Origin of the sequence: Streptomyces sp. NPDC017202, from assembly GCF_044331705.1 — a bacterium.
Classification (GTDB): Bacteria; Actinomycetota; Actinomycetes; order Streptomycetales; family Streptomycetaceae; genus Streptomyces.
Window position 1 is genome coordinate 256,963 of the sequence record NZ_JBIRNP010000011.1, and the last position, 6,488, is coordinate 263,450.

Genomic DNA, 6,488 nt, shown 5'->3' on the forward strand with positions numbered 1-6,488 from the left:
AAGTGCTTCGGACAGGAGGCACCTCCGTGGGAACCCGCCGACGGGCCCCGGGAGATCTCCCCAAGGTCCGAGCGAGCGTGCTTCCCACGGTGTCCGTCCATCCACCGGCACCCACCTGAGGGAGGCACGCCTGATGCGTCCCACCGTCAGAACCAAGCGGCACCCCCACGACGACGCACCGGACACCGCCGAGGCCTTCGCCCGGCTCGCCCGGCTCCCCGACGGCCCCGAACGCCGGTCGCTGCGCGACGAACTGGTCCGCCTCTGGCTGCCCATGGCCGAACGCATAGCCGTCCGCTTCCGCGGGCGCGGCGAGTCCCTCGAAGACCTCTACCAGGTGGCGGCCCTCGGACTCGTCAAGGCCGTCGACCACTACGACCCGGACCGCGGCCGCGCCTTCGAGGCCTACGCGGTACCGACGGTCACCGGCGAGATCAAGCGCCACTTCCGCGACCACATGTGGACGCTGCACGTCCCGCGCCGGGTCCAGGACCTGCGCAACCGGGTGCGGCACGCCACGAAGGACCTCTCCCAGACCACGTCGGGACGGCCCCCCACCCTCGCCGAGATCGCCGAGTACGCGCAGCTGACCGAGGACGAGGTACGCACCGGCATGGAGGCACTCGAGTGCTTCTCCGCGCTGTCGCTGGAGGCCGAGATGCCCGGCACCGACGGCTACGCGCTGGAGGACGCCCTGGGCGACCCCGACCCGGGGTACGACGCCGTCCTCGACCGGGTGGCCGTCGCCCCGTGCCTGCGGGCCCTGCCGGAACGCGAGCGGACCATCCTGTACCTGCGCTTCTTCGGCGGCATGACCCAGAGCAGCATCGCCGAGCAGCTCGGCATCTCGCAGATGCACGTCTCCCGGCTGCTGAGCGGATGCTTCGAGCGGCTGCGCGAGGAGATCGCCGCCGGCCCCCACTGACGCGGCCCGCGCGCCCGGCACTCCGGCCGCCGGCGGCGGAGCGGGCGCGGACCGGACGTCACTGCGGCGGGCGGCGCTCCGGCGGCGGCGCACCGGGGGTCCGGGTGGGACCGTGACGGTCCACCGCGTCCTCCAGCTCCGCACGGATCCCGTCGGGCATCCGCCCGCCACGGCCCCGGAGGGGGCTCGGCTCCGCGACGTCGCGCGGCTCGATGCCCGTGTGCCGGAAGACTTCCCCCCAGCACCGTCCGTCCCCCGTCCGGCGTCATCCCTCCCGGGCCGACGACCACCCCGATCGCCCGGCCCACCACGGCGTGCGAGGCCACGGCGTGCGAGACCACGGCGTCCTCGGGCCGGCCGACCTCCCGCCGCAGTTCGACGACGCGGTCCGTTTCACCACGGGATCCGCCCGGTACTCGGCGCACACCCCGTCGTGCCGGCGGGCCGCTCGGCAGGCGCCGTGGAAGGGTCCGGCGGGACACTGGTGGCATGCCGCAGGCCGCCGATCGACCAGGAACGCGAGTGCCATGAACCATCACCGCTCTCATGCCGCCCCCGGTGCGACGGAGGTCGTCTCCACGCACTCCGTGTTCGGCGCGCCCTGCTGGGTGAGCCTGACCAGTCGGGACATGGAGGCCACCCAGAGGTTCTACGGGGCCGTCCTCGGGTGGGACTGGCGCCGGGGCAGCCTCGGCGACCACTTCCGCACGGCCCTGGTGAACGGCGTCCCCGTGGCCGGCATCGCCGGCGTCGCCTCGGTGTGGCAGATGGCGGTGGCCTGGACGCCGTACTTCGCCGTGCCGAGCGCGGACGTGGCGGCCTCCCGCGCGCGGGAGCGGGGCGGCACGGTCGCCGTCGGACCGATCTCGCTGCCGCCGGGCCGGGCGGCGCTGCTGGCCGACCGGGACGGCGCGACCTTCGGCGTCTGGGAGGGCTCCCTGGTCGGCAACTGGGAGGCCTGGCGGCAGGCCGCCCCCGCGTTCATCCGGCTGCACACCCGTGACGCCTTCGACTCCGCCATCTTCTACGGCGAGATCCTCGACTGGGCGAGCGACCGGCCGGGCTGCTGCGAGGTGCACTACGAGGGCGGCGAGGTGGTGCTGCGCAGCCGGGGCGACGTCGTGGCCCGGATCGAGTCGGGCGCCCTGGAGGCGGCCCCCGACCCGACGATCCGGCCGCACTGGCAGGTCCACTTCGCGGTGCCGGACGTGGCGGCCTGCGCGCGGGACGCCGAACGGCACGGCGGCAGCGTGCTGGCCAAGGGCGCCGACGAGGCCGTACTGCGCGACCCCGACGGCGCCCAGTTCACGGTGACCTCGCGCCGCGGCCACTGAGCGCCCGTGCGGCCGCCTACTCCGAGCGGCGCGGCGGCCTCGAGAGCACGATGAGGCCGCGGGCCTCCACCGTCACCTCCGCGCCCGCCTTGTACTCCGTCTCGTCCGGGCCGCCGTCCGGTTCCACCGTGTCGACGCGGACCGCCCAGCGCTCCCCGTACCCGGCACCGGGCAGCCGGAACACGACCGGCTCCCAGTAGCTGTTGAGCAGCAGCAGGAACGAGTCGTCGACGACGGGCCGGCCGCGCGGGTCGGGTTCGGCGATGGCGTCGCCGTTCAGGAACACGCCCACGCAGTGCGCGTCGGAGCGCTGCCAGTCGCGGTCGGTCATCTCGCGGGCGTCGGGCAGCAGCCACACCAGGTCGGGCAGCGGCTGCCCGGCGTGGGTGACGTTCTCGCCGCGGAAGAAGCGGCGGCGCCGCAGCACGGGGTGGGCCGAGCGCAGGGCGATGAGACGCCGGGTGAAGTCGACGAGGTCGCGCCGTTCCCGGGTCGGCCGCCAGTCGATCCAGGAGACCTCGTTGTCCTGGCAGTAGGCGTTGTTGTTGCCGCGCTGGGTGCGGCCCATCTCGTCGCCGTGGCAGATCATCGGGATGCCCTGGGACAGCAGCAGGGTGGCGAGGAGGTTGCGCTGCTGGCGGGCGCGCAGTTCCAGCACGGCCGGGTCGTCGGTGTCGCCCTCGGCCCCGCAGTTCCAGGACCGATTGTCGCTCTCGCCGTCCTCGTTGTCGTCGCCGTTGGCCTCGTTGTGCTTGTCGTTGTAGGAGACGAGGTCACGCAGGGTGAACCCGTCGTGCGCGGTGACGAAGTTGACGCTGGCGCGCGGGCGGCGCCGGTTGTGGGCGTACAGGTCGGCGGAGCCGGTCAGGCGGGAGGCGAACTCGCCCAGCGAGCCCGGCTCGGTTCGCCAGAAGTCCCGTACGGCGTCGCGGTAGCGGCCGTTCCACTCCGACCACAGGGGCGGGAAGTTGCCCACATGGTAGCCGCCCTCGCCGACGTCCCACGGCTCGGCGATCAGCTTCACGCGGTTGATCACCGGGTCCTGCTGGATCAGGTCGAAGAACGCCGAGAGCCGGTCCACCTCGTGGAACTGCCGGGCCAGGGTGGCCGCGAGGTCGAAACGGAAGCCGTCGACGTGCATCTCGGTCACCCAGTACCGCAGCGAGTCCATGATCAGCTGTAGGACGTGGGGGTGGCGCATCAGCAGGCTGTTGCCGGTGCCGGTGGTGTCGTAGTAGTGCGACCAGTCCCCGTCGACCAGGCGGTAGTACGAGGCGTTGTCGATGCCGCGGAAGGACAGGGTGGGGCCCCTCTCGTTGCCCTCGGCGGTGTGGTTGTAGACGACGTCGAGGATGACTTCGAGGCCGGCCGCGTGCAGCTCCTTCACCATCGCCTTGAACTCGGCGACCTGCCGGCCGCGGGTGCCGTGGGCGGCGTAGGCGTTGTGCGGGGCGAAGAAGCCGATGGTGTTGTAGCCCCAGTAGTTGGACAGGCCCCGGTCCGTCAGGACGCCGTCCTGCACGTACTGGTGAACGGGCATCAGCTCGATCGCGGTCACGCCCAGCGAGGTGAGGTGCCCGGTGACCGCGGGGTGGGCGAGGCCGGCGTAGGTGCCGCGCAGTTCGGGCGGGACGTCGGGGTGGGTGCGGGTCAGGCCCCGCACGTGGGCCTCGTAGATCACCGTGTCGGCGTAGGAACGCTGCGGAGGCCGGTCCCCGCCCCAGTCGAAGGCCGGGTCGGTGACCACGCCGAGCAGGGTGTGTCCGGCGCTGTCCCCGGGGTCGGGGCGCCCCCCGGCCCGTTCGAACAGTGCGGCGTGGTTGTCGATCTGTCCGTCGACGGCTCGGGCGTAGGGGTCGAGGAGGAGCTTGGCCGGGTTGCAGCGGTGGCCGGCGGCCGGGTCCCAGGGGCCGTGGACCCGGTAGCCGTAGCGCTGTCCGGGGCCGACGCCGGGCAGGTAGGCGTGCCAGACGAAGCCGTCGGCCTCGGTCACCGGCACCTCGCGGCTGCCGCCGTCGTCGTCGAGGAGGACGAGGTCGACGCGGTGCGCGACCTCGCTGAACAGGGCGAAGTTGGTGCCGTTCCCGTCGAAGTCGGCGCCCAGCGGGTAGGGGCGCCCGCTCCAGGCGGGCACCCCTGCACTCCGGTACGGCCGGGAGGTCACCGGGCGCCCTCCAGGACGCCGTGCGTCTGTTCCGCGGCGGCGAGGGCCGCGACCGGCAGTTCGCGCGGCACCTTGAGCATTTCGCGCAGGTTCCGCTCGGGGAGGGTCGGCACGAGCGGGACGCGCTCGCCGGCACGGGCGCGCTGCGAGAACCAGATGACCTTGCTGCCGGTGTCGGTGGAGCAGCAGCCCCAGCCGTCGCTCATGGCGGCGATGCTCTCGAGGCAGGCGCGCAGGTCCTGGTCCGGGCGCAGGTCCCGGTCGTCGCCGCCGACCGCCGTGATCAGGTGCTGGCCGTTCCACCACAGCTCGACGGAGGTGTGCTTGTCCGTGGCGTGCTCGTCGATGGCGCTGAGCAGCATCTCGGTCCCGCCGCAGACGGGCTCGACGAGCGTTTCGAGGTCCCAGTACCGCAGGTGTGCGGCCAGGATGCGCCTGACCTGCCGGACCCGGTCCGGGCTCACGTCCACGTCGAGGTGGTAGTAGCAGGGAACTGCGGTCTTCATCGTCGTTCGTCTCCTCACCGGCGAGGCTCCGCTCCTTCTCGGCCCGGCGGGCCGAGCCCCGAACACGAAGCGTGAGCATGGATCGCTCCTGAGTCACAACCACAGTGGGGCTGCTACGCCATTCGTGCAACACGAGCGCACCACGAACAAGATCCAACAGGACGTTGGGTGGTGGGCCGTGCACCATAAGTGAAGGCCTCGGGAGGTTTGACGGTTTCGCACCTCTGCTTACATGGCCGACCCGCTCGCCGCGGGGCGACGTACCTCTCGAACTCCCGGAAGGTGAACAGCGCCATGCTGCTACCAGCGAAGACCGAAGTCGCCAGGCGTCTGCGCAGCTACCGCGCCTGGGAACGCGTGATGCTCGCGCGCCCGGGCGACCGCGCGGTGCGGGCCACCTTCGAGGACTGCGGATACACCCTGTGCGTGCTGATGGGCAAGCGTTGCGCGCGGGAGGCCGCGGACGCCGCGGAGCAGTACCTGCGCGCGGGCGCGGACACCCGCCTCCTGCGCGGCGGGGCGATCCGCAGGAACGGCGTCGCGCGGCTCGCGACGACCCGGCCGACGCTGCGTCTGGCGGCGGACCGGTAACGCCCCGGCCGCTTCGGCCGGGGCACCAACAGCGGGCGACAGAAACCTTTTTCAGTACAGCGGAGGTGCAGCGTGAGGTCCACCAGAGCGATCGGCCGTATCCCGGTGCGGGACGTCCATCCGCGCGTGGAGTGCGGCCGGCGACCGGCCAAGTCCGTGAGCGGCGAGACGTTCGAGATCACCGCGACGGTGTTCCGCGAGGGCCACGACGCCATCGGCGCGAACGTGGTCCTCAAGGACCCGGACGGCCGCCGTGGACCGTGGACGCCGATGCGTGAACTCGCGCCGGGCACCGACCGCTGGGGTGCCGAGGTGACGCTCGACGAGGTGGGCCGCTGGACGTACACCGTGGAGGCCTGGAGCGATCCCGTCACGACCTGGCGCCGGCACGCGGAGATCAAGATTCCCGCGGACATCGACACGGGGCTGGTCCTGGAGGAGGGCGGGCACCTCTACGAGCGCGCGGCGGCCCGGGTGCCGCGCGGTCCGGCGCGGACCGTGGTGCGGGAGGCGGCGCGCAGGCTGCTCGACGACTCGCTCCCGGTGGCCGAGCGGTACGCGGCGGCGCTGGATCCCGAGGTGGACGAGGTCCTGGCCCGCCACCCCTTCCGGGAGCTCGTCTCCGCGAGTGCCGCCATGCCCCTGCTGGTGGAGCGGGAGCGGGCGTTGTACGGCTCCTGGTACGAGTTCTTCCCGCGTTCGGAGGGGACTCCGGAGTGTCCGCACGGTACGTTCCGCACGGCCGCGCGGCGGTTGCCGGCGATCGCCGCGATGGGCTTCGACGTGGTCTACCTGCCGCCGGTCCATCCGATCGGCACGACGTTCCGCAAGGGCCGCAACAACACCCTCGATCCCGGCCCCGAGGACGTGGGGGTGCCGTGGGCGATCGGCTCGCCGGAGGGCGGCCACGACGCGGTGCACCCGGAGCTGGGCACGATCGAGGACTTCGACTGGTTCGTGCAGCGGGC

6 protein-coding genes are annotated in these 6,488 nt (G+C 72.7%); 4 read left to right on the top strand and 2 right to left on the bottom strand.

Going from position 1 to position 6,488, the window contains the following annotated elements:
- The first annotated feature begins 133 nt into the window (after positions 1 to 133).
- Together ACH4N1_RS22750 and ACH4N1_RS22755 are read left to right on the top strand one after the other, a co-directional pair.
- On the top strand, positions 134 to 925 hold the full coding sequence (locus ACH4N1_RS22750) for a SigB/SigF/SigG family RNA polymerase sigma factor (protein WP_398099553.1): 792 nt from the start codon (positions 134 to 136) through the stop codon (positions 923 to 925).
- Positions 926 to 1,452: 527 nt separating this feature from the next.
- The gene (locus ACH4N1_RS22755; protein ID WP_398099555.1) at positions 1,453 to 2,259 is read left to right on the top strand and encodes a VOC family protein; all 807 of its coding nucleotides are present in this window, start codon (positions 1,453 to 1,455) and stop codon (positions 2,257 to 2,259) included.
- 16 nt (positions 2,260 to 2,275) lie between these two features.
- Here the strand turns inward: ACH4N1_RS22755 and glgX are convergent, their stop codons facing one another.
- Together glgX and ACH4N1_RS22765 are read right to left on the bottom strand one after the other, a co-directional pair.
- Entirely contained in the window at positions 2,276 to 4,393 is a 2,118-nt protein-coding gene (glgX, locus tag ACH4N1_RS22760; RefSeq protein WP_398099557.1) for a glycogen debranching protein GlgX, read from the bottom strand.
- Positions 4,394 to 4,419: 26 nt separating this feature from the next.
- Positions 4,420 to 4,929, bottom strand: a complete 510-nt coding sequence (locus ACH4N1_RS22765) for a pep a2 (RefSeq protein ID WP_398099559.1) — start codon at positions 4,927 to 4,929, stop codon at positions 4,420 to 4,422.
- Positions 4,930 to 5,223: 294 nt separating this feature from the next.
- On the opposite strand from ACH4N1_RS22765, the gene ACH4N1_RS22770 reads away from it, so the two are divergent.
- Both ACH4N1_RS22770 and ACH4N1_RS22775 read left to right on the top strand, forming a co-directional pair.
- Complete coding sequence (locus ACH4N1_RS22770) at positions 5,224 to 5,520, top strand: DUF5133 domain-containing protein (protein ID WP_382786271.1); 297 nt, start codon at positions 5,224 to 5,226, stop codon at positions 5,518 to 5,520.
- A 72-nt stretch (positions 5,521 to 5,592) separates the two neighbouring features.
- A partial coding sequence (locus ACH4N1_RS22775) for a maltotransferase domain-containing protein (RefSeq protein ID WP_398099561.1) occupies positions 5,593 to 6,488 on the top strand: 896 nt, incomplete at its 3' end.